The 21627-nt window shown below is 45.5% G+C and carries 17 protein-coding genes; 14 read left to right on the plus strand and 3 right to left on the minus strand.

The features are described 5' to 3' along the window. Positions 1-32: 32 nt before the first annotated feature. The 11 genes from RXX31_RS01260 (at position 33) to choV (ending at position 12443) form a co-directional block, all read left to right on the plus strand. A complete protein-coding gene (locus RXX31_RS01260; RefSeq protein ID WP_317587279.1) occupies positions 33-1187 on the plus strand; it encodes an acyl-CoA dehydrogenase family protein in 1155 nt (384 codons plus the stop codon). Positions 1188-1237: 50 nt separating this feature from the next. After that, positions 1238-2014 carry an enoyl-CoA hydratase gene (locus tag RXX31_RS01265; RefSeq protein WP_317587280.1) on the plus strand — a complete coding sequence of 259 codons (777 nt, stop codon included), beginning with the start codon at positions 1238-1240 and terminating at the stop codon, positions 2012-2014. Between the two features lie 27 nt (positions 2015-2041). Further along, a complete protein-coding gene (locus tag RXX31_RS01270) occupies positions 2042-3172 on the plus strand; it encodes an enoyl-CoA hydratase/isomerase family protein (RefSeq protein WP_317587874.1) in 1131 nt (376 codons plus the stop codon). A 72-nt stretch (positions 3173-3244) separates the two neighbouring features. Next, positions 3245-4141, plus strand: a complete 897-nt coding sequence (gene mmsB, locus RXX31_RS01275; protein ID WP_317587281.1) for a 3-hydroxyisobutyrate dehydrogenase — start codon at positions 3245-3247, stop codon at positions 4139-4141. 9 nt (positions 4142-4150) lie between these two features. Continuing rightward, positions 4151-4909, plus strand: coding sequence for an SDR family oxidoreductase (locus RXX31_RS01280; RefSeq protein WP_317587282.1), 759 nt, complete (start codon positions 4151-4153; stop codon positions 4907-4909). 616 nt (positions 4910-5525) lie between these two features. Continuing rightward, a complete protein-coding gene (betI, locus tag RXX31_RS01285) occupies positions 5526-6125 on the plus strand; it encodes a transcriptional regulator BetI (protein WP_317587283.1) in 600 nt (199 codons plus the stop codon). Positions 6126-6143: 18 nt separating this feature from the next. Further along, positions 6144-7604 (plus strand): betaine-aldehyde dehydrogenase, encoded by a 1461-nt coding sequence (betB, locus tag RXX31_RS01290; protein ID WP_317587284.1) that lies wholly within the window; start codon positions 6144-6146, stop codon positions 7602-7604. A gap of 19 nt (positions 7605-7623) precedes the next feature. Beyond that, a complete protein-coding gene (gene betA, locus RXX31_RS01295; RefSeq protein ID WP_317587285.1) occupies positions 7624-9327 on the plus strand; it encodes a choline dehydrogenase in 1704 nt (567 codons plus the stop codon). Between the two features lie 55 nt (positions 9328-9382). Next, on the plus strand, positions 9383-10321 hold the full coding sequence (locus tag RXX31_RS01300) for a choline ABC transporter substrate-binding protein (protein WP_317587286.1): 939 nt from the start codon (positions 9383-9385) through the stop codon (positions 10319-10321). A 92-nt stretch (positions 10322-10413) separates the two neighbouring features. Then, positions 10414-11256: a choline ABC transporter permease subunit gene (gene choW, locus RXX31_RS01305; RefSeq protein ID WP_118120313.1), complete on the plus strand. Its 843-nt coding sequence runs from the start codon at positions 10414-10416 to the stop codon at positions 11254-11256. Between the two features lie 2 nt (positions 11257-11258). Continuing rightward, positions 11259-12443: a choline ABC transporter ATP-binding protein gene (gene choV, locus RXX31_RS01310; protein ID WP_317587287.1), complete on the plus strand. Its 1185-nt coding sequence runs from the start codon at positions 11259-11261 to the stop codon at positions 12441-12443. A 278-nt stretch (positions 12444-12721) separates the two neighbouring features. On the opposite strand, the gene RXX31_RS01315 is transcribed toward choV, so the two are convergent. The 3 genes from RXX31_RS01315 to RXX31_RS01325 all read right to left on the minus strand — a co-directional run bounded on the left by RXX31_RS01315 (position 12722) and on the right by RXX31_RS01325 (position 17724). Further along, the gene (locus RXX31_RS01315) at positions 12722-13504 is read right to left on the minus strand and encodes a slipin family protein (RefSeq protein WP_264906446.1); all 783 of its coding nucleotides are present in this window, start codon (positions 13502-13504) and stop codon (positions 12722-12724) included. A gap of 9 nt (positions 13505-13513) precedes the next feature. Next, on the minus strand, positions 13514-14893 hold the full coding sequence (locus RXX31_RS01320; protein ID WP_317587288.1) for a nodulation protein NfeD: 1380 nt from the start codon (positions 14891-14893) through the stop codon (positions 13514-13516). Between the two features lie 179 nt (positions 14894-15072). Further along, positions 15073-17724: an EAL domain-containing protein gene (locus RXX31_RS01325; RefSeq protein ID WP_317587289.1), complete on the minus strand. Its 2652-nt coding sequence runs from the start codon at positions 17722-17724 to the stop codon at positions 15073-15075. Positions 17725-18084: 360 nt separating this feature from the next. Here RXX31_RS01325 and RXX31_RS01330 point away from each other — a divergent pair, with 360 nt between their 5' ends. The 3 genes from RXX31_RS01330 (at position 18085) to RXX31_RS01340 (ending at position 21540) form a co-directional block, all read left to right on the plus strand. Further along, a complete protein-coding gene (locus RXX31_RS01330; RefSeq protein WP_267135883.1) occupies positions 18085-18207 on the plus strand; it encodes a hypothetical protein in 123 nt (40 codons plus the stop codon). A gap of 38 nt (positions 18208-18245) precedes the next feature. Continuing rightward, entirely contained in the window at positions 18246-18725 is a 480-nt protein-coding gene (locus RXX31_RS01335) for an OsmC family protein (protein ID WP_317587290.1), read from the plus strand. Between the two features lie 256 nt (positions 18726-18981). Then, entirely contained in the window at positions 18982-21540 is a 2559-nt protein-coding gene (locus RXX31_RS01340; protein WP_317587291.1) for a glycoside hydrolase family 3 C-terminal domain-containing protein, read from the plus strand. Positions 21541-21627 lie beyond the last annotated feature (87 nt).

A 21627-nucleotide genomic window follows, 5' to 3' on the forward strand; every position in this document is an offset into this window, starting at 1 on the left:
AAATGCAATGAATTAGACCTTAGGACTTCAAGATGGATTTTGAATTAAACAAAGATCAAATCGCATTCGCAGACGCAGCTAAACAGTTCGCAGAACAGATGCTTGCACCGCACGCCGCAGAGTGGGATGAAAAACAACACTTCCCTAAAGATGTACTTCGTCAGGCGGGTGAACTGGGTTTTTTGAGTATCTATACGCCACCTGAGCACGGTGGACTGGGGCTTTCCCGTTTGGATGCTGCGATTATTTTTGAACAATTGGCGATGGGTTGTACGGCAACTACAGCGTTTATGACTATCCATAATATGGCAACCTGGATGATCACCAGCTTTGCTAAAGCGGAAGTTGCTCAACAATTTAGTGGTGAACTGATCACGGGTGAAAAGCTCGCTTCTTACTGCCTCACTGAGCCAAATGCAGGTTCTGACGCGGCATCTCTAACGACGAGTGCAGTGCGTGATGGCGATGAGTTTGTTTTGAATGGCGCAAAAGTGTTTATCTCTGGCGCGGGTGATACGGACGTACTCGTTGTTATGGCTCGCTCTTGTGGAGAAGGTGCTGGCGGTGTATCTGCTTTTGTTGTACCTGCTGACAGCGAAGGCATCAGTTACGGTAAGAAAGAAGCCAAAATGGGCTGGAACTGCCAACCAACGCGCATGATCACCTTCGAAAACGTCCGAATTCCGGCTGACTACTTGTTGGGTGAAGAGGGTGAAGGCTTTAAATTCGCTATGCTCGGTCTTGATGGTGGCCGAATCAATATCGCTACCTGTTCTGTCGGCACGGCACAACAAGCGCTGAACGAAGCAAAACAGTACATGACAGAGCGTAAACAGTTTGGACGTTCACTAGCTCAATTCCAGGCGCTGCAATTCAAGCTGGCGGACATGGCAACAGAGCTGGTCGCTGCCCGTCAAATGGTAAGACTTGCGGCGGCAAAACTCGATGCTCAACACGCAGAAAAAAGTGCGTACTGCGCAATGGCGAAACGCTTTGCAACGGATGTGGGCTTCAAGGTTTGTGACGAGGCACTGCAAATTCACGGCGGTTATGGCTACATCAAAGAATATCCAGTTGAGCGTCACTTCAGAGACGTTCGTGTTCACCAAATTCTTGAAGGTACAAACGAAATCATGCGTCTTATCATCTCAAGACGTCTGCTCACGGAAGGCGTTGAGCTGGTTTAGCCTGCGCGGTAGAGCCTTACCTTAAAGAATAAAAAAGGGATTGAAAGATTATGACAGCACAAATCAAATTAGAGCGCGAAAATCACATTGCCAAGCTAACCATCAGCAATCCACCTGCGAATACGTGGACGCTTGAGTCTTTGAATCAGCTTAAAGAGCTGGCAATTGAGCTCAGCAACGATCGCTCTATTTACGCTTTGGTACTAACGGGTGAAGGGGAGAAGTTCTTCTCTGCTGGTGCAGACCTTAATAATTTCGCCTCGGGTGACAAATCACAAGCGGCGGATATGGCATTCGCATTTGGTGAAGCGTTTGAAGCCTTGTCAGCGTTTGATGGGGTGTCTATCGCGGCGATCAATGGCTATGCAATGGGCGGTGGTTTGGAAGTTGCGATGGCTTGCGACATTCGTATCGCTGAAGAGCAAGTACAAATGGCGTTACCAGAAGCGTCGGTTGGCTTATTGCCTTGTGCCGGAGGAACGCAAAATCTCACTGCGTTAGTCGGTGAAGGTTGGGCGAAGCGCATGATCCTATGTGGTGAACGTGTGACAGCCGAGCGAGCAGAGAAAATCGGTTTGGTCGAAGAAGTCGTTGAAAAAGGACAAGCGTTGGAAACCGCAATGGAACTGGCACAGCGTGTCGCGGGTCAATCGCCTAAGTCTGTATCTGCTTGCAAAATACTCATCCAAAATCGACGCAGCCAGACACATGCGGCAGGGCTGGTTTTGGAACGTGAACTGTTCTTACACCTTTTCAATACGCAAGATCAGACAGAGGGTGTGAACGCTTTCTTGCAAAAGCGTAAGCCAAACTGGACCAATAGCTAAGGAGTCACCATGGCGAGCAACGTAGAGATGACCAGCAAAGTAAACGTGTCAAAGCTAGAGTGTGCCGATGGTTCTGTCATTGGTGTGCTGGAGTTAGATAATCCGGCGGCGCTCAACGCACTGAGCCATGTAATGATCGAGCAGCTATACAATCAGCTGCTCGAGTGGCAAGTCGATGACAACATTGTTGCGGTGTGTTTGCATGCGAAGGGTGAAAAAGCATTCTGTGCTGGGGGTGATATTCAAGCCATTTACCGCGCGTTAGAAAACAAAGAGCAAGATTTTAACTCTGCACTTTCCGCGATGAAGACGTTCTTCGATCTTGAATACCGCTGCGATCACCTGATTCATACCTATTCAAAGCCGATTATCGCTTGGGGGCATGGCTACCTGATGGGTGGTGGGGGCGGTCTGTTTATGGGCGCAAGTCATCGCGTGGCGGAGACCAACACTCGCTTTGCGATGCCAGAAATCAAGATTGGTCTTTATCCGGATGTGGGCGCGACCTACTTTTTGAATCAGTTACCAAAACACTACGCGCTGTTTCTTGGTTTAACTGCCTGTCAGATTAATGCGACCGATATGAAAGCATTAGGGTTGAGCCAATGGATTACCCAGCCTGATAGCAAAGGGGATTTCTTCTCTCAACTATCTGATATCAATTGGAAAAGTGAGACCAATATTAACGAGAAGATTGCGACACTACTTCGTACTCTAGAAGTCGAAGAGCCGGGTGAGGGCTTGATGTTACCTCATGCTGGGCTGATAGAGCAGCTTTGTCATGGCGATTTACCAACGATTGTCAACGCAATCAATAATGCTGAGGTGGATGATAAATGGTTCACAAGTGCGCAGAAAATGCTCAGCTATGGCAGTCCTCTTTCACTCAATCTTACTTACCAACAATTGACTCAGTATCAGGGCCTGTCTTTGGATGCTTGTTTTGATATGGAGTTTAATCTCACATTGCGTTGTGGCTTAGAAGGTGACTTTAGAGAAGGGGTTCGTGCGCTCATCATCGATAAAACCAATCAGCCAACGTGGATGCACAAGAGTGTTGTCGATGTGACACCACAAGAGCTGCAACGCTTTTTTGCACCCATTGATTCAGTGGATTACCCACTCAAAGACACGCAATTGGCGACAGCTGAACTTTAGTTGAACGGAATAGTTAAGCGTAATAGTTGAACGGAATAGTTAAACGGATTAGCGACAAGGAAGAGACAGAACATGGATAAAATAGCATTTATTGGTCTTGGCAATATGGGCGCACCTATGGCTAAGAACCTGGTTAAAGCCGGTTTGAAGGTTGACGTATTTGATTTGAATCCGAACGCCGTGGCGGAACTGACCGCACTTGGCGCTTCGAGTGCAGATTCTGTTCAGCAAGTCGTTCAAGGTGCGGGCATTGTCGTCACTATGTTACCTGCTAGTCAGCATGTAAAAAGTGTCTATCTTGGTCAGGATGGCATTTTAGAAAGCGTTGAGTCTGGGACATTACTGATTGATTCATCCACCATTGATCCCGCGACTGCGCGTCTGGTTGGCGAAAAGGCACAACAGTTAGGCGTCAGCTTTGTCGATGCACCGGTTTCGGGAGGTGTGGCTGGCGCAGCAGCAGGGACTCTGACATTTATTGTTGGTGGCTCACAAGAGAACTTTGTTCAGGCTAAAGCGTTGCTTCGCCATATGGGAAAAAACATCTTCCATGCGGGTGACGCTGGTGCTGGTCAGGTGGCGAAAATCTGCAATAACATGATGCTGGGTATTCTGATGAGTGGTACTTGTGAGGCACTTAACCTCGGTATCGAGAACGGTCTCGATCCTAAAGTGCTGTCTGACATTATGCTGCAAAGCTCAGGTCGAAACTGGGCGTTAGAGCTTTACAACCCGTGTCCTGGCGTGATGGAGAATGCGCCGGCGAGTAATGGCTATCAAGGTGGTTTTATGAGTCAGCTTATGGCGAAAGATCTCGGTCTTGCTATGGAAGCGGCAGTTGCCAGTCAAACTTCAACGCCAATGGGTAGCGTGGCACGCAATCTATTTAATTTTCATAACGGTCAGGGCAACGGACAAAAAGATTTCTCTAGCTTGTTTGAGTTCTACCAAAAGCAAAACCAAGCCTAAGGAGCGCTTATGGAGTTAGCAGACAAGATTATTGCGATTACTGGCGCAGGGCAGGGGCTTGGCAAACAGATGGCGTTATCGCTGGCGGAAAGCGGAGTGAATCTCGCGTTAATCGATCTCAATTTGGAACAATTGAGGGAGACACAGGCCGAGTGTGAATCTCTGGGCGTTGCTGCCCGAGTTTATGTGGCGAACGTGACAAAAGAACAACAGGTTTGCGCGGCATTTGAGCAAATTGAAGCGGACTTTAAACAGCTCAATGGCGTGATTAACAACGCTGGCATCATGCGTGACGGTATGTTCATTAAAGTGAAAGACGGTCAGGTTACGCCAATGTCTCTGGAGCAGTTCCAGTCGGTTATGGACGTAAATGTCACGGGTACTTTCTTATGCGGTCGTGAAGCGAGCAAAGTGATGCTCAACACCGACAGTAAAGGTGTGCTTATTAATATATCCAGTGTGGCTCGTGCTGGGAATATTGGTCAAACCAACTACTCTGCCTCCAAAGCAGCAGTGGCGACAATGGCGACGGTGTGGGCGAAGGAATTAGGACGATTTGGTATTCGCTCTGTTGCGATCGCGCCGGGCGTTATCAAAACGGCGATGACGGACCAGATTAAACCGGATGCCATGGATAGGCTAATCAGGATGATTCCTGTCGGCCGTTTGGGTCTTGCTGATGAAATCTCAGCGACCGTGAAATATGTATTAACTAACGAGTTCGTAACCGGAAGAGTATTAGAAGTTGATGGCGGTATGCGAATGTAAGCTTAATCACAAGGCTAACAATGGGTGCTGTATTGTTAGCCAACACCTACACGTCTATATCTGTCATTGACTCAGCGAGTACTTTTTCTTCAATACTATTTTTCAAACTTAACCTCGCATCCTACCTTCCTCAACACCTTTTGAACGCTTGTTCTGAAACCTTACATTGATCACATTTATTCATCATAGATTAAACGTAGGCAACTCCATAGATGAAAGTGGACAAGCATGGTGCGAATGAAATTTTTAATGTTATTAAAATGTTGCCGCGTGGCGGGGTCAATGTTTGTGCAAGCAATACCATTACGGTGCAATCATTAGTGCACGATGTATTTTTTTTGTGTGGAAAATTTTAAAAAATAATCTACCCAAAAATAGGAAAACATAACAATTATAGAGATGTAATTTTAAATTGTTGATATATATAGTTATTTTTTCTTGTTTGATGCCGGGTTTTGCCCCTAAATTTGTTATCGTTAATGCATCATCTTTGTGTTTTAGAGAACAAATTTACAACATTCTTTGGGTGAAATAGTAAAAAATAATTTGAGATCGAACTAATTTTTAGGTATTTTATATTTAACTAACCGTTCAATTAAAAATGAAAGGGGACGAAATGCCGAAGGTGGGAATGCCTGAAATCAGGAAACCACAGCTTGTAAAAGCGACGATGACTGTGATTGACAGAGTCGGTTTACATGCTGCAAGCATCTCGTTGATCAGCAAAGAGGCTGGCGTATCAACGGGGATCATCAATCATTACTTTGGTGGTAAGCACGGGTTGTTAGAAGAAACGATGCGCGAGATCCTTCGCCAGCTTTCGTTCACGATCACGAAAAAGCTTCGTGAGCTGCCGGCTGATGCTCATCATCAACGTATCAATGCCATTATTGACGGTAACTTTGTCGGCTTTCAGGCTGAAAATAAAGTCGCTAAGACTTGGCTGGCTTTCTGGTCTTACTCAATGCATGACGAACAGCTCAAACGCCTGCAACGAGTGAATGAACGACGCCTTTTGTCTCATCTAAGAAAAGAATTAAAGGCACTATTAAGTGCGGAGCAAGCAGAATTGGTTGCTCACGGGATTGCGTCACTGATCGATGGTATTTGGCTACGGGGTACGCTCAACCCTCAAGGCATTGATGCTGAGAAGGCGAGAGTCATTATCAATGATTACCTCGAAAAGCAGCTAACGTACTACTCACAAAAAATTTAAAAGTCACAGGTCTTCAAAATGGAAATGAAAACACATTACATAGATGGTGCAATGTACACCGGAAGCTCTGAAGAGCATTTCACCACTTACAACCCGGCTAATGGTGAGCCATTGGCTAACGTTAAACAAGCAAACCAGCGTGATATGGATGCTGCTATCGAGTCTGCAAAACGAGGCTTCGCGAAATGGTCTGCGATGACGGCGATCGAGCGTAGCCGTATTCTGCATAAAGCGGTGCAAATCTTACGTGAGCGAAACGATGAATTAGCGGCACTCGAAGTTGCGGATACTGGTAAGCCAATGCAAGAAGCGGTAGCGGTTGATGTTACGACTGGTGCGGACGTAATTGAATATTACGCAGGTCTTGTTCCTAGCTTGCAAGGTGATCAACAGCCGCTTAACGAAAACCAGTTCTTCTATACGCGTCGTGAACCTTTAGGTATCTGTGCTGGTATCGGTGCCTGGAACTACCCAATTCAAATTGCGATGTGGAAATCTGCTCCAGCATTGGCGGCAGGCAACGCAATGATTTTTAAACCATCAGAAGAAACGCCGCTAACCGCGTTAAAGCTAGCGGAAATTTACACAGAAGCAGGCGTACCTGATGGTGTATTTAATGTTGTGCAAGGGGATTACCGTGTTGGCCAAATGCTAACCGCGCATCCTGATATTGCGAAAGTCTCTTTTACCGGCGAAGTAGGCACGGGCAAAGTTGTCATGGGTGACAGCGCGAAAACGCTTAAGCAAGTTACGATGGAGTTAGGCGGAAAGTCACCACTGATCGTCTTTGACGATGCGAAATTAAACGACGCTGTTTCAGCGGCTATGGTGGCTAACTTTTATACTCAGGGTGAAGTTTGTACCAACGGTACGCGCGTATTTGTTCATGAGTCCATTTATGACGAGTTCGTTGAGCAGCTGAAAACTCGCACAGAATTATTGGTTGTCGGTGATCCTCGTGATGAAAACACCCAAATCGGTGCGCTGATTTCAAAAGAGCACGAAGGCAAAGTGTTGTCTGCGATTGAAGAGGCTAAGGCAAGTGGCGCAACGCTACTGACTGGCGGTTACAAAGTAACGGACAACGGCCTGGAAAACGGTAACTTCGTTGCACCAACCGTATTTGTTGATTGTGACGATAGCATGAGTGTTGTCCAGCACGAGATTTTCGGCCCGGTTATGTCAGTGCTGAAGTTTAGTGATGAAGCTGAAGTTATCGAACGTGCTAACGACACTGAGTACGGTCTGGCTGCGGGCGTGTTCACTCAGAATCTATCTCGCGCTCACCGCGTGATTCATAAAATTCAAGCCGGTATCTGCTGGGTGAATGCATGGGGTGACTCTCCTGCAGAGATGCCAGTCGGCGGATACAAACAATCGGGCATTGGCCGTGAAAATGGTGTCGAGACACTGAAGCACTACACGCAAACTAAGAGCGTGCTGATTCAGCTGAGCGACTTCGAAAGCCCTTACGCTTAAACCTTCCAGGAGAATCAAAATGCAACAACACTACGATTATATTATCGTCGGTGCGGGTTCGGCCGGCTGTGTTTTAGCAGATCGCTTAAGTGAAAGTGGTCAACACTCTGTTTTATTACTAGAAGCGGGTGGTACGGATAAGAGCATTTTTATCCAGATGCCGACAGCACTCTCTTACCCGATGAACACCGAAAAGTACGCTTGGCAATTCGAGACTGTTGAAGAGGATGGTCTTGATGGACGTCAGCTACACTGTCCTCGCGGTAAAGTTCTTGGTGGTAGCTCATCGATCAATGGCATGGTTTACGTTCGTGGTCACGCTTGTGATTTCGATCAGTGGGAAGAAGAAGGTGCTAAAGGCTGGAACTACCAGGCGTGTTTGCCTTACTTCCGCAAAGCTGAATCTTGGGTCGGTGGCGCTGACGACTACCGTGGTGATAGTGGTCCGGTCGGCACGTGTAACGGTAATGATATGAAACTAAACCCGTTATACGAAGCTTTTATTGAAGCCGGTAAAGACGCAGGTTACCCAGAGACTGATGACTACAACGGTTACCAGCAAGAGGGCTTTGGTCCGATGCATATGACTGTTGATAAAGGCGTGCGTGCTTCGACGTCTAATGCGTACTTAAGCCGTGCTAAAAAGCGTAAAAACTTCACATTAATGAAGCGAGTCACCGTCCATCGCGTCTTACTTGAAGACAAGAAAGCAGTAGGCGTTGAATTCGAGCAATCAGGTTCAGTTAAGCAGTGTTTTGCAAACAGTGAAGTGATTTCTAGTGCTGGCTCAATTGGCTCAGTACAGCTACTGCAACTTTCTGGTATCGGTCCTAAAGACGTACTGGAAAAGGCAGGTATCGAGTTAAAACACCAGTTGGAAGGCGTAGGTAAAAACCTGCAAGACCACCTGGAAGTGTATTTCCAATATCACTGTAAACAGCCAATCACGCTGAACAGCAAGTTAGGTTTGGTAAGTAAAGGGCTGATCGGTACCGAGTGGATCCTGACTCGTAAAGGTCTTGGCGCAACCAACCATTTTGAATCATGTGCATTTATTCGTTCTCGCGAAGGGTTGAAGTGGCCAAACATTCAATACCACTTCTTACCAGCAGCGATGCGTTATGACGGTCAAGCTGCATTCGACGGCCATGGATTCCAGGTTCACGTCGGTCCAAACAAACCAGAAAGTCGCGGTTCAGTTGAAGTTGTATCTTCGAATCCAAATGACAAGCCAAAGATCGAGTTTAACTACATCTCAACCGAGCAAGATAAGCAAGACTGGCGTGATTGTATTCGCCTGACTCGTGAAATCTTGAACCAGCCAGCAATGGATGAATTTCGCGGTGATGAAATCCAGCCAAGTTTGGACGTTAATACCGACGAGCAGATTGACGAGTGGGTAAAGCAAAACGTAGAGAGTGCTTACCATCCATCGTGCAGTTGCAAAATGGGCGCGGACAATGACCCATTAGCCGTCCTTGATGAGCAGTGTCAGGTTCGCGGTATTCAAGGTTTGCGCGTTGTGGATTCATCAATTTTCCCAACTATCCCAAATGGCAACTTGAATGCACCAACCATCATGGTGGCCGAGCGAGCGGCAGATATGATTTTGGGTAACAAACTCGAATCACAAAATAACACACCGGTTTGGATCGCTCCGAACTGGCAAGAAACGCAACGAATCCATCCCCCAAAAAGGGATTTAGCTTCGGTCTCTAAATGAATAATAAATTAAATAAATTAGCAAGTAAGTCAGAAATCATTACAAGGAACTAAACATGTCTAAGATTACTAAAATTTTCTCATCTATCGCGTTAAGTACCTTAGCTACTGGTGCTTACGCAAACCAATGTGAAACTGTTCGATTTGCCGATGTAGGTTGGACAGATATTACGGCAACCACCGCCGTTACTTCCGAACTTCTAAAAGGTTTAGGGTACAAGACCAAAACGGATCTGCTTTCTGTACCAGTCACCTATTCGTCAATGGCAAATGGCGACATCGATATTTTCCTCGGTAACTGGATGCCAACAATGGAAGGAGATATCGCTAAATACCGTGATGCTGGCACCGTCGAAACCGTTAAAGCTAACCTTGTAGGTGCGAAGTACACGCTAGCCGTTCCAAAATATGTTTATGATGCAGGTGTTACCAACTTTGCTGACCTGGTAAAGCATGCCGACAAATTTAAAGACCGCATCTACGGTATCGAACCAGGAAACGATGGTAACCGTCTAATCCAATCAATGATCGACGGCGATGCGTTTGGCCTTAAAGACTTCAGCTTAGTTGAGTCAAGTGAAGCTGGTATGGTTTCACAAGTCTCTCGCGCAGTCCGTCGCAACCAGTGGATTGTATACCTGGGTTGGGCACCGCACCCGATGAACAACAACGTTGAGATGGAATATCTAGCGGGTGGCGACGACTTCTTTGGTCCAAACTACGGTGGCGCTAACGTTTATACCAACGTTCGTAAAAATTACCTTTCTGAGTGTCCAAATGTCGGTCAGTTAGTGAAGAACCTCGAATTCAGCTTGGAAATGGAAAACGAGTTAATGGAAGCGATTCTTAACCAGAAGCAAAAGCCATCGAAAGCGGCTCAAGCATGGTTAAACGCCAATCAAGATCAAATCGAAGCGTGGCTGAAAGATGTGAAAACGGTCGATGGCCAGGATGCACAGGCTGCGATCTCAGCGTACTTAAAAACAAACGCTTAATTCGATTTATACCCCAAGAAACTCAACTTGAGTAACGATTTGGGGATAGTAGTGGGCGGTGATGCCCACTTCATTAACACAAAGGGTTTATTGTGAATATTATTACAGACAACAAACTACCATTAGGGCAGTGGATGGAAACGGGTGTTGATTGGTTAACCATCAATGCGTCTGGTTTCTTTGATACTATCTCAATTACACTTGAAACCATCATTATGTTTGTGGTGGACATTTTTAAATGGATGCCACCTGCGGCTCCAATCATTATGACGGCGGCAATTGCTTGGTTCTTACACCGTAGTATTCCTCTGGTTGTATTTATCGTGCTTGCTTTATTAGCAATTCTTAACCTTGGTTATTGGCAAGAGATGCTGGAAACCTTTGTCCTTGTTTTCGCAGCGACAACGATTTCCGTATTAATTGGTGTACCTCTGGGAATTATGGCGGCACATCGTCCTTGGTTATACACATTACTCAGACCGATTCTCGACTTGATGCAAACGGTGCCGACGTTTGTGTACCTGATCCCTACACTGGTTCTATTTGGTTTAGGTATTGTTCCGGGGCTTATCTCTACGATTATCTTCGCTATCGCAGCACCAATTCGCTTAACGTATTTGGGGATTATTAAAGTACCGGAAGAGTTATTGGAAGCGGGTAAAGCATTTGGTGCAAGCCGTATGAAACTGCTGTTTAAGGTGGAGTTACCTGCGGCATTGCCAAGTATCATGGCTGGTGTAACTCAGTGTATTATGCTGTCGCTTTCTATGGTGGTGATTGCCGCCTTGGTCGGCGCGGATGGCTTAGGTAAGCCTGTTGTACGTGCACTCAATACCGTAAATATCTCACAAGGTTTTGAAGCAGGGTTAGCGATTGTTCTTGTCGCAATCATCCTCGATCGCTTGTGTAAAGCACCAAACCAGAAGGAGGCATAATCATGGACGCAATTACTATTGAAAACCTCGATGTTGTTTTTGGTCAACAGCAAACACAAGCACTGACTCTGCTTGATCAAGGTAAATCACGACAAGAGATTATCGACGAAACAGGCCAAGTCGTTGGTGTGGATAATGTATCGTTGAGCGTGAAACAAGGTGAAATTTGCGTGCTCATGGGCTTATCCGGTTCAGGTAAATCCAGCTTGCTTCGTACTGTGAACGGATTGAACGATATCTCTCGTGGTTCTTTGAAAATCAAAGATGGCGACGACATGGTGGAACTCGCGAACTGTGATGAACAGACACTTCGCCATTTACGAACTCATCGTGTTTCTATGGTGTTTCAGAAGTTCGCTTTGATGCCTTGGTTATCGGTCTTAGATAACGTGGCGTTTGGACTGGAGATGCAAGGCATTGGCAAAGCTGAACGTCGTGAAAAAGCACGTGAACAACTGGAAATGGTTGGCTTGTCTGAATGGGAAAATAAGTTCCCTCATGAGTTATCGGGTGGTATGCAGCAGCGTGTGGGTTTAGCTCGTGCATTCGCGATGAATACCGACATCTTACTGATGGATGAACCGTTTTCGGCCCTCGACCCACTGATTCGTGCTCAGTTACAGGATGAACTGATTCTTCTGCAAGAGAAGTTGAACAAGACAATTCTGTTCGTAAGCCATGACCTGGATGAAGCACTTAAAATCGGTAACAACATCGCAATCATGGAGTCGGGTAAACTGATTCAGCATGGTAAGCCTGAGCAGATCATCCTGACGCCAGAGAACGATTATGTCGCAGATTTTGTTGCACATACTAACCCGCTAAATGTACTTAAAGGGCGCTCTTTGATGCAATCGAGTGACACGCTGGTTCGTGAAGACGAGCGTGTTCTTATCTGCCCAGATAAAAATATCTGGGTGACACAAGAGATCAAAGGATTGAGCTTAGCTGATACTGATAAGTCATTGATCCATTGGGTGAGTGATTCGTCGAACTTTGACGATGTGAATGAAAACTCTCTGGTTCAGGTAAGCCCGGACATCAGCATGCGTGAAGCAATTGAGCTGAAACAGCGCAGTAACCAGCCATTATTGATGGTGGAAGACGATAAGCTAGTAGGCGTGTTGAGCGACAACGAGTTGTATGATGCACTGCTGGGTAACTTCCGTTCTGAGCAAGTGGCTTGATGAACGTCAGCTTGTAGAATGCCACAACTAAGAAGAGCCGCAGTCACGCTGCGGCTCTTTTCTATGTGGTTCAGAGTATATACGTCATTCTGAACAGCGATGAATGAGTGTGATTCAGAATCTACTTTTAGAGCACTTTGCTGTTAGGACAACCCCTAAAACATCTGACCGTGCGGATAGTAGATTCCTAGTCTCGCCAAGGCTCGCTGGAATGACGTCGATGAATGAGAATAGACCACGGTCATCCTGAAGAATCTTTCAGTAATGAAAACGCAGGATTATTGATCTTTGTCTTCTTTACCCTTATTCACTGCATTCGCAATGTCTTGCACCGCCTCAACTAAGTTAATTGGCATAGGGAAAATTATCGTTGACGTTTTGTCCGTGGTGATTTCTGTCAGTGTCTGCATGTAGCGTAATTGCAGGGCATTTGGGGCTTCATTCAACATTTTAGCTGCATCTTTTAACTTGTTAGACGCCTCTAACTCACCCGTTGCGTGAATGATTTTCGCACGACGATTACGCTCGGCTTCGGCTTGACGGGCAAGAGCGCGGACCATACTTTCATTCAGATCAACATGTTTGACTTCGACGGTGGCTATTTTGATACCCCAGTCATCGGTTTGCTGATCAAGAATAGCTTGTAAATCCTTGTTGAGCCTATCTCGTTCGGAAAGAAGCTCATCTAGCTCATGCTGACCTAAGACGGAACGAAGCGTGGTCTGTGCCAACTGACTGGTTGCTTCGCCGTAGCTTTCAATATTATTGATGGCCATTTGTGGGTCTACCACACGGAAGTAGACCACGGCGTTTACGCGCACAGATACGTTATCTTTGGTTATCAGGTCTTGGGTTGGCACGTCCAGAACGATGGTTCGTAAGTCCACTCGTACCATTTGTTGGATAAAGGGGATCAAGATGATAAGGCCAGGGCCTTTTACCTCTTGAAATCGACCCAAGAAGAAAATTACACCACGTTCGTACTCACGTAATACTTTGAAAATCTGTGTCGCTAGTGCGATCAACAGAACGACGATCACAGAAACAGTGTAGAGCAACATATTCGCCTCCTATTTATTAGGGCGGTCACTGGGCTTCACGGTTAAGGTTAGCCCTTTAACATTAACAACGGTAACTTGGTCACCTTGTTTGAGTCCTTGGTTTTCTTCTGTTTTGGCTTGCCAGAATGCACCGTCCATTTGCACACGACCTTCGCCGTCAACAAAATCATCACTTACTACTGCATGTTTACCCGGGTACGTCTCTAGGCCGGTAGTCACATGTCGTTGGCGAATTCTAACCAGCATGCCGATGGTCAACACAATAAGAGCGACTGAGAAGATTGAAAGACCAAAAATTAAAGGCAGCGCGACCTGGAAGCCTGGCAAGTCACTATCCATAAGGAATATTGACCCCAGAATAAAGGCTGCCACACCGCCTAAGCCCAAAACCCCAAAACTCGGGCTGAATGCCTCGGCTACCATGAGAGCGATACCGAGTAATAACAGACCTAAACCTGCGTAGTTAACAGGCATCATCTGCAGTGCGTACATGGCAAGTAACAGACAAATACCGCCTAACACGCCGGGTAAACCGATTCCAGGATTATAGAATTCCAACAGTAGGCCATAGATACCGATAAGGATAAGAATGTAAGCGACATTGGGATTGGTGATGACAGCTAACATTTCCGCACGCCAATCGGGCACTCTTTCCACCCAAACCGGATTATCCAATGATAATGTCGTGGGCTGATTGTTTATGTTGACGGTTGTGCCGTTTATCAGTTGAACCAGTTCTTCTGGAGAGTTAGCGATATAATCAATGACATTGAGCGTTAGTGCTTCTTGTGCATCCAGACTGGCCGCTTCACTCACCGCTTTCTCCGCCCATTCAGCATTGCGATCATGTAATTTAGCTAGCCCTTTGATGTAGGCTTTGGCGTCATTAATGACTTTTTTCTCCATTGCTGTTTCAGCGGGAACTTCATCGGAGTTTTCACCAGCGTCGTTTTGCTTGTTCTCGGAACCTTCGTTTTTCTCTTCACTAGGGGAAGGTGCCCCAGGAGCTCCACCACCTAATGCGACAGGAGTAGCCGCACCAAGGTTTGTTGCTTCCGCCATCGCTGCGACGTGACTGGCGAGCAGAATATAAGTACCTGCACTGGCCGCTCTGGAGCCTGATGGACCGACCCAAGTAGCCACTGGAATCGATGAAGTCGTAATAGCATGGATAATGTCTCTCATGGCGCTATCAAGACCGCCCGGAGTGTCCATTTTCAAAATGACTAAGCTGACATTTTCCTGTTGCGCCTGTTCTATTTCTCTGGAAAGGTAGTCGCTGATGGCAGGACCAATGGCACCGTTTACCGGGACGATCCATACTGTGTTTGCCAAAGTCTGACTGGCAAACATGAGCAGCGGTAAGATCCATATCCATATTCGTTTCATACAGCCCTCCTAGTACCGTGACAGGGACTTATTTAAAGTATATACGCAAGTAATCACACTATGCGTGGTTAGATTACTTTGGATTGTAAGATCGCGAGAGGGGGGGGATGGGTTGTAAAGGCGTTGTAGGCGTGATAGCAGGCAAAACGTTCAAGTTATGATTGCCTGCTTTATTTGATCTAATGAAGTTGTTTACCGGAGAATTTCTCCAATGCTTCGTCTTTTTTCATTGGCTTATAAAAATAGAAGCCTTGTAAGTCATTAATGTTCCACACTTTAAGTTTGCGCACCTGGCTTGCTGTTTCTACCCCTTCCGCAACGATTGTTAACCCTAACTCTTGCGACATACTCACAATATTACGTACAAGTGTTTTCGCGCGATCATTGCGTTCGATCTCATCAATATAGGACTTATCTAATTTGACAATATCAAGCGGGAAGTTGCAGATGCTGCTGAAAGAGGAATACCCGGTACCAAAGTCATCTAATGCAAGTTGAACGCCCAGGCGCTTAATCTCGTTGATACAATTAATGGATTCCGTTTCACTTCCCACTAACATACTTTCAGTAATTTCAAGTACGAGGTTTCCTGCTGAGATTTGATATTCTTCAATCAGGGTTGTGAGGTAGGAAATTAATTCTGAGTGGTAAAAATGGCGGGCACTCAAGTTAATGTGAACCGAGAGTTGCGGTAACCCTTTCGCGATACGTTCTTGATTGAGTGCACCGAGAAATGCGCAAGATTGTTTAAGGATGGACTCCCCAAGCTCAATAATCAGTTTTCCTTGCTCAGCGACGGGTATAAAAGCAGTCGGTGATACGGTGCCGAGTTCCGGATGCTGCCAGCGCGCAAGAGCTTCAAAACCGATCACTTCTTCTGATTTTGCATCAACAATGGGTTGGTAGTATGGAGTGATCTCACCCTGCTGTATTGCTGCTTCCAAGTCACGATTGATGACCTTTAAGATTTCTGCTTGTTCGGATAGTGCTTCTCCGGTCAGGAATACTTCACGAATCTGTTGACCGCGTAATGATTGTGCTGAGTGGCGTGCGGCCATCAGAAGATGATCCACAGGTTGGTGGGTTATTTTAGGATCCATCATCACGGCTTTACTATTAAGAGATACAGTGATGTCAGAAAAAACAGCTTTATATGAAAGCTGCTTTAATAAGTGATTGGTGGATTCAATCACATCCTGATGGTTTGTCTCATCAGGGATTATAATAATAAATTCATATTCACTAATACGACCTATTTTGTATTGCCCCAATGCTTCACGTAGCAACTTGGACAGGTGCTGAACGGCTTCATCGCATACATGGTGCCCGTAAACTTCTGCTAGTTGCTTGAGCTGCTTACTTTTAAGGAATATGAATGAAAAGCGGTTAGGCTGTGTTTTTACCAGATTATCAAGCGCTTCCATGATCGATGGACGATTACAAAAACCGGAGACTGGGTCAAAGTCGGTCAACCTTTGAATCATTTCCGCTTGTTGTTTGGTTTCCCTAATATCCTGAATGAGCAACATGAGCGCACTCTGTCCGTCGTGTTGAATCAGTGCGGCTTCGATCAGACAATCGATGGTATCGCCATGGCTATCAAGTACTTGTGCTTCGAACAAAGTTTTGCCGTTTGCTAACTCAAGCAACATCTCTTCGAGTCGAGATTCACCGTCATCATGTGAACAAAGAGTATTGAGCGGACGATTAATCAGGTCGGCCTTTTGATGATTGAGCATTTCCAAAGCACGAGGGTTGGCATCTACAATTTCACGCTCGATCACGAACAGCATTCCTAGCGAAGAACTATTATATAACGCGCTAAAGTTATGCATTGAATCCTTTAACTGCAATTGCGTTGTGGAAGTATTGTCAGAAAGCTTCTGTACTAATTTAGAGGCCAATTCTAGCTCATCTGAAGTAATCGACTGAGTGCCGTCAATCTTGTATTCTGACGCGATTTTGTGCATGTCATCAGCGAAGTGATTAAATCGAATAGCCACTTTGTTCTTAAAAATGAAAAATGTCACTGCCGCGATAATCGATGCCACAACACCCACAGTGGCGAATAAATAGAGAAACAGAGCATTACCTTTAGAGAAGTACTCGCGTTTCATTTCGGTTTCTACCCAGGCTATAGGGGAGCCTCCCAAGTCATTCAGCAGGGAGGATTTGGTAATAGTCACTGCAGATTTGTCTATATCCCGCTTGGGAGTGTTTTCAGGCAACAAAGAGACTAGAGGTATTAATGAACTTGGAGCGGATAGGACTGATGCAAAATCACCTGGAAAGCGTGCTGATAAATTTCTTCCCCACAAAAGCCAACCATTGGAAGCGCGATTACTCGAACTGTTTTTTACTGGCGTTAAACTGAGCCCCCAGATGGTTTGGTCGATTTTTACAAGCCCTGAGAGTTGAGTACGATGGGCATCTGGTTTGTGATTCATCGCCGCGATATGCTGTTGAATGTAAGGGTGATGCACAACTTTCGCTGATAGCGCAGAAGATTTATCTGCTGACTCCTCTCGAGTCAGAGAGAGTAACTGTTGCCCTGCAAACGTGACAAACGACATCATATCCAGATTTAACGAGTTGAGCGTTTCTAAGTACAGGTTGCGTTCGGTATAGCCCGCTATGTCCGGCTTATCGAGAAAAAGGTCGTAAGTTTCATCCCAATATGCCCAGTCATAAGAGTTAGCACTTTGTTGGGAAACCATCAAATCCACCACGGATAGTGCTTGCTGGTTGGCGTGGTCAATTTCCATGTTTTCTAATTGGTCGACACTATAAAGAAAAAAATAGCGACTTATAATCAGACAACTTAGCACCATTCCAAGCAAACCAAGTGAGAAGTATAAAGCCGTCTTATAGTGAAGGTTTAAGTTAGATAAGCGAAACGTTTGCATTAAAAATGGTTATAGGTATAAGTTTTGTGAAATTGTATGGCATCTAATACTATATTTTTTTTATGAAAGTTCAAATTGTTAACATTGAGTTAGTTAAATTTCTTAGAAGTACTGCCTCACTATCCATACCGTTTCACATGACATAGATATTCAAAGTACCTATCGCCAGATCATGATAGTTAACTGATTCTCGCCACCTTTCATATCAAAAGAGAACTGCGATTGAAGTGAGTATCTAAAATGTAAAGGTGATAGTAAACTGCCTAAAAAATAAAGGAACTTGTGATGTTTATTGTTTACCGCTTAGCCAAGCTAGCCATTATCTGTATGATATTCTTTACCATTTATGATTTGATTGCCTATGGTGAGATCACTTGGTTTCATCGACTTTTGTCTTTCTTCAATTAATGAGAACGATGTGATTCCAAAATAAATAGGATCTGAGTATGAGTAAGCACACCGCCTTAATCGAATGGCAGCGTCAATCGAGTGAAGTTTTTAGCGACAATCAATACAGCCGCGCGCACACTTGGTCGTTTGATGGGGGCCTACAAGTACCCGCTTCACCTTCCCCTCATGTGGTTCCACTTCCATTGTCAGTCGAAGAAAATGTGGATCCGGAAGAAGCGTTTGTTGCGGCACTCTCGAGCTGTCATATGTTGGTGTTTTTGTCGATCGCTGCTAAGCGACGTTATGTCGTTGACTCTTATATAGACGCGGCCGAAGGTGAGCTCACAAAAGGGGACGATGGGAAAGAGTGGGTTTCCCGCGTGATGCTGAACCCAAAAATCGTATTTTCCGGTGATAAACAGCCTACGTTGGCACAGTTAGAAAAAATGCATCACATGGCGCACCAAAATTGCTTTATAGCAAATTCAGTAAAAACAGAAGTGGTTACCAATATCCTCCCCAAGTTAGCAGAATAAAACCGCGCTCACACTTTTTACACTTACTCCGAAAGGCAAAAACTGCGCACCGAATGTCAAAGTATGTCGGCCAAAAACTCAATAGTATTTGCGTAAACCCAACGCAGCGACAAGATGCTTGGTTATGAGTGAACGACTTTGACTAAATTGTCTCTATCTCTGCATCATTTCCCCCCAATTGGTGCACGTGATAACGCTCCGAATTATGCATCTTGAAGTTGCTTGGGTATGACGTGAATACAAAGGAGTAAAAGGGATGTTAAAGACCAAATTAAGCGTTGTGTCGGTGATGGTCGCGACCGCACTGCTTGCGGGCTGTAATGATAGTGATACAGATACGATAACTGATAACGAGCGTCTTGAAGCTCAGGCTCAAGAGATAGTCTCTAAGATGACGTCAGACGAAAAACTAAAAATGGTTATCGGCCCTGGCTTTTTCTCAGAACCAGTAAACCTAGACCCAGAAAAAGCAGTTGCAGGCACTGTTGGATATATTAACGGTGTTAAAAATGAGGAAACGGGCCTAGATGTTCCTGCTATTAAGTTAATGGATGGTCCGGCAGGTATTCGTATTTCAGCTACCGTTGACGGTGATCCAAATACTTATTATGCAACCAACTTTCCATCAGCGACGGTACTTGCTTCAACCTGGAACGCTGACTTAGTTCAAAGAGTGGGTGATGCTGCTGGTGAAGAAGGTAAAGAATACGGTGTTGATATCTGGCTTGCGCCTGGTATGAACATTCAACGCCACCCGCTAGCGGGTCGTAACTTTGAATACTTCTCAGAAGATCCTTTAATTAGTGGTGTCATGGGTGCTGCGATTGTTAATGGCGCACAAGAGCATGGCATTGGTACCACAATCAAACACTACGTGGCAAATAACTCTGAGACGTTGCGTCGTACTTCAAACACTGTCATTACCCCTCGAGCGATGCGCGAAATTTATTTACGTGGTTTCAAATATACCATTCAGCACGCACAGCCATGGGCGATTATGTCATCGTACAACTCAGTTAACGGCGAGAACGTTGGTGAGCGCGCTGACCTAATGAACACCATTGCTCGAGATGAGTGGGGCTTTGAAGGTCTAGCGATGAGTGACTGGTGGGCTGGTTGGGATCCTGTTGAGATGTTGAAAGCGGGTACTGATGTCATCGAGCCGGGCGGTGTATGGCGTTTCGGTGGTAGTGATGATTGGTCTCCTTACCTTGTCGATGCTTATGAGCGTGGCGAGTTGACTGACGAAGTACTCGACAAAAATATCGTTAGAATACTAAAACAGTCACTGAAAACACCAAGTGCTCTAGGTACTCCGTTTACCAGAACGCCAGATTTGGCAGCGCATGCGGAAGTGGCTCTGCAGGCGGCTGAAGAAGGCATTGTAATGCTGAAAAATAATGCTGCATTACCAGTGGCAACAACTTCTAACATCGCGACATTTGGTATTGGTCAGTACGCTACACTTCCTGTTGGTGGCGGTAGTGGTTCGGTTAACTCAGAGCATATTGTTAGCTTTAATGAAGGTCTAAGTGAGAAATATACGCTCAACTCTGATCTAGAAGATCTATACATGAACGTGTACAACTCTACCTCTTTAGAAGGTTCAATGGAGGTACATGACGAAGACTTTAACGCAGACAAATACTGTGAAGGTGGTGCACAAGCTGGTGAAACAAACCCAGCAGGTACTTTTGCTGTGTGTCGAGAGTTGAACATTGACACTGGCTCAATTACAGCAGCTGCTGACAGTAGCGACGTTGCAGTCATTACCATTACTCGTACTACTGCGGAAGGTACCGATAACCCAGAACGTACGGAAGAACTGACTCACCCGATGAATGAAGGTTACTACCTAAATGCGGTTGAACGTTCACTGATTACTCGAGTTTCTGAGGCCTTCCACGCTGTGGACAAGAAAGTTGTCGTAATCCTAAACGTAGGTAACTCAATTGATACGGCAGAATGGCGTGATGAAGTTGACGGTATCTTAGTAACTTACTTACCAGGTCAGACAGCTGGTACGGCAGTCGCGAACATCATCTCGGGTGAAGTAAACCCAAGTGGTAAGTTGGCGCAAACTTTCCCAATGGGTCTGGATACGGTTTCAAGTTACTCTGAAGATGGTGGTTCATTCCCAGGTAAGTTTGAAGATGGCCAAAAAGTTAACGCCGGGCCTCATGATGCTCCTGAGTTGAATTACGATACATGTTTTGTGCTTGCTGATGCTGATTGTGATGAGCGTGACTTTAACCAGTACTACAGCGATGATATCTATGTCGGCTACCGCTACCACTCTACTTTCGATGTAGACGTTGCGTACCCATTTGGTTTTGGTTTGTCGTACACCACATTTGATTTTGCTAACGCAGCAGTCGTTTCCAATACGCTTAACTCTGAGGGCGCTGAAGGCAGCGTATCTATTACCGCGACAGTTCGTAACGCTGGTGGTTACGCAGGTAAAGAAGTCGCTCAGGTTTACGTATCGGCTCCAGATGTTAAATTGGCTAAGCCTGAAATTGAATTGAAAGCATTTGATAAAACCGATGAAATTGCTGTTGGTGGCGAACAAACGCTTACATTCGATATCTCCGCAGAAACGTTAGCAAGCTTTAACGAAGCGAGTGACCAATGGATTATCGAGCCTGGTACTTATACCGCTTATGTTGGTAATTCTTCAAGCCTTGCTGGTAGCCAGACTGTTACTTTCTCGATTGACAATGAAATTGTCGTCAGTGATACCACTCCAGGTACTATTGAACTGCAACCAGAATACGGTCCAGTGCTAGAGCAGAGATTGTTAAAAAAGCAGTAAACGTTAACTAATCATTAATTCAGTAACTCAAGAGGTGAACTTCGGTTCACCTCTTTTTGTTCTGTGGCACATAAAATGCGCCAAAGG

Origin of the sequence: Vibrio sp. EA2 (genome assembly GCF_033042495.1) — a bacterium.
Lineage (GTDB): Bacteria > Pseudomonadota > Gammaproteobacteria > Enterobacterales > Vibrionaceae > Vibrio.

What these genes read in the sequence shown, in the direction of transcription:
- choV (WP_317587287.1), top strand. Translation starts at nt 11,259, where the DNA reads ATGGACGCAATTACTATTGAAAACCTCGATGTTGTTTTTGGTCAACAG.
- RXX31_RS01320 (WP_317587288.1), bottom strand. Translation starts at nt 14,893, where the DNA reads ATGAAACGAATATGGATATGGATCTTACCGCTGCTCATGTTTGCCAGT.
- betA (WP_317587285.1), top strand. Translation starts at nt 7,624, where the DNA reads ATGCAACAACACTACGATTATATTATCGTCGGTGCGGGTTCGGCCGGC.
- RXX31_RS01335 (WP_317587290.1), top strand. Translation starts at nt 18,246, where the DNA reads ATGAGTAAGCACACCGCCTTAATCGAATGGCAGCGTCAATCGAGTGAA.
- RXX31_RS01300 (WP_317587286.1), top strand. Translation starts at nt 9,383, where the DNA reads ATGTCTAAGATTACTAAAATTTTCTCATCTATCGCGTTAAGTACCTTA.
- betB (WP_317587284.1), top strand. Translation starts at nt 6,144, where the DNA reads ATGGAAATGAAAACACATTACATAGATGGTGCAATGTACACCGGAAGC.
- betI (WP_317587283.1), top strand. Translation starts at nt 5,526, where the DNA reads ATGCCGAAGGTGGGAATGCCTGAAATCAGGAAACCACAGCTTGTAAAA.
- RXX31_RS01270 (WP_317587874.1), top strand. Translation starts at nt 2,042, where the DNA reads ATGACCAGCAAAGTAAACGTGTCAAAGCTAGAGTGTGCCGATGGTTCT.
- RXX31_RS01265 (WP_317587280.1), top strand. Translation starts at nt 1,238, where the DNA reads ATGACAGCACAAATCAAATTAGAGCGCGAAAATCACATTGCCAAGCTA.
- RXX31_RS01330 (WP_267135883.1), top strand. Translation starts at nt 18,085, where the DNA reads ATGTTTATTGTTTACCGCTTAGCCAAGCTAGCCATTATCTGTATGATA.
- RXX31_RS01325 (WP_317587289.1), bottom strand. Translation starts at nt 17,724, where the DNA reads ATGGTGCTAAGTTGTCTGATTATAAGTCGCTATTTTTTTCTTTATAGT.
- RXX31_RS01280 (WP_317587282.1), top strand. Translation starts at nt 4,151, where the DNA reads ATGGAGTTAGCAGACAAGATTATTGCGATTACTGGCGCAGGGCAGGGG.
- mmsB (WP_317587281.1), top strand. Translation starts at nt 3,245, where the DNA reads ATGGATAAAATAGCATTTATTGGTCTTGGCAATATGGGCGCACCTATG.
- RXX31_RS01340 (WP_317587291.1), top strand. Translation starts at nt 18,982, where the DNA reads ATGTTAAAGACCAAATTAAGCGTTGTGTCGGTGATGGTCGCGACCGCA.
- RXX31_RS01260 (WP_317587279.1), top strand. Translation starts at nt 33, where the DNA reads ATGGATTTTGAATTAAACAAAGATCAAATCGCATTCGCAGACGCAGCT.
- RXX31_RS01315 (WP_264906446.1), bottom strand. Translation starts at nt 13,504, where the DNA reads ATGTTGCTCTACACTGTTTCTGTGATCGTCGTTCTGTTGATCGCACTA.